This window comes from Mycobacterium sp. TH-M116 (genome assembly GCF_057473685.1).
Window position 1 is genome coordinate 1 of the sequence record NZ_JBYCLC010000410.1, and the last position, 1770, is coordinate 1770.

The 1770-nt window shown below is 69.5% G+C and carries 1 protein-coding gene; it reads right to left on the reverse strand.

Features of this window, described 5'->3' with window-relative positions; genetic code table 11:
• Positions 1 to 228 precede the first annotated feature (228 nt).
• Positions 229 to 1734, reverse strand: coding sequence for a carotenoid oxygenase family protein (locus AC2VOK_RS20905; RefSeq protein WP_428902148.1), 1506 nt, complete (start codon positions 1732 to 1734; stop codon positions 229 to 231).
• Positions 1735 to 1770 lie beyond the last annotated feature (36 nt).

A 1770-nucleotide genomic window follows, 5' to 3' on the forward strand; every position in this document is an offset into this window, starting at 1 on the left:
GGGGGAACGTCCAGTGTCACGTCTTCCCAGATCCTCGAGGCGCCGAAGGACTTGGTCAGTCCGTTGACCTCGATAGCAACGCCCATGGGAAATCCTTCCGTCCTCGGGGTATGCCCACCACCTGCCGATTCGTGTGGTTTGAGTCACTGTAGCGCACGCCCGGGGTGTGGCATCGCCGTTGCGCAGCCCCGCATCAGGTCAGTGGCCGACCCGCCTGCCGGGAAAAGGTCAGCCGGCCGGCGCCCAGTTGCCGTGGAAGCCCATCGGTACCCGCTGCGGCAGGTGCACGGTGGCCACGGACTCGCAGGTTCGGGCGTCCAGCAACAGCAGTTGCCCCTCATCGAAGCCGCGGTGGTAGCCGTAGCCCATCAGGATGCCGTCGTCCTCGGCCCGCCCCGTCCGGGAGGCCCCGGGATTGGCAACGAAGCACATCTCGCCGAGCAACAGGTCGGGGTCGAGCGCGGCCGTCGTCGTGGACCCCGTCGCGTAGTCGTGCTTGTACAGCGCGGAGCCGCCGCCCGAGAACACCGCGCCGACGGTGTAGCCGAACCGGTGCGCCGCGCCGAGCCGCTCCTCGTTGATGCGCGGAAACTCCTGGGACCGGTCGTCGCGGCATTCGGTGCTCACCGCTCCGGTGGCCAGATTGATCGTCCAGCGGTCGAGCGTGGGCGGGGCGTCGCCGGGCCCGTGCCGGTCGCGGTCGAACATCCGCGAGTAGCGGACCACGTCGAGCACCAGGACCTCGGCGCCGTCCCGCACCTCGGAGTAGGCGTTGAGCGGGTGGTAGACGTAGCAGGGTTCGATCTCGAACCAGCGCACGTCGTCGTTGCCGCCCTCCCGGGGCATGACGCCGATGCGCGCGGGGTAACGGGGATTCCAGGCGTAGGGCATCCGGTCGGAGTGCCGCGGGCTGCGGTTCATCACCGCGTTGACCGGGCCCGGTACCCGGACGCGCCCGATCAGCGACTGCAGCACCATGCGTGCGGGCACCGACAGCCAGCGCGGCACGGACGCGGGCAGCACCTGCCCCGGGTCGAAGGTCACCGGCAGGTCATAGATCACCACGTACTTGTCGGTCAGCGAGAAGTCGTGCATCATCGGCGACCCGGACACCTCGATGTCGACGGTGCGGCGAGCGCGGCCGGCGGTGTCGATCACCGAGTACTGCACGGTGCGCCCGCGGGCGAACGAGTAGGACACCGCGTGCAGTTCGCCGGTCGCCGGGTCGCGGTGCGGATGGGCGGTGTAGCCGCCTGCCAGGGTGCCATCGAAGTCGCACGTCCCCACCGTGTCGAGTTCGTCGGTGAGCTCGTAGTTGGCGATTCCGCCCTCGACCAGGGCCAGGGTCTTTCCGGCGTGGGTCAGCACGTTGGTGTTGGCGCCCAGGGCCAGCATGCCCGCGCGCGGGTCGAGTCGGCCCGGCACCGGCTCGCCGAGGGCGGCGCACACCGACAGGCTGCGCACCCAGCGGTTGCGGTACCAGCGGGCCTTGCCGTCGCGCAGCGCCACCCCGTGCACCATGCCGTCGCCGCTGAACCAGTGGTATGCGGCGGGGTTGACCTCGGCGGCCGGGTTGGGGCCATTACGCAGATAGCGTCCGTCGAGGTGGTCGGGGATGTGGCCGGTCACCGTGAGGTCGGCCGCGGTGACCTCGGCGCTCACCGGCGCCAGGAAACCCTCGAGGTAGGTGTTGCGTTCGGAGGTCCGGGCGGAAGCGGTCTGGGGGGACGTCATGGCCGATCTCCTATAACATTGTTATTTCGGCGTTAT

Excerpts from the sequence above, each read along its gene's own strand:
- AC2VOK_RS20905 (WP_428902148.1), bottom strand. The coding sequence starts at position 1,734 with ATGACGTCCCCCCAGACCGCTTCCGCCCGGACCTCCGAACGCAACACC.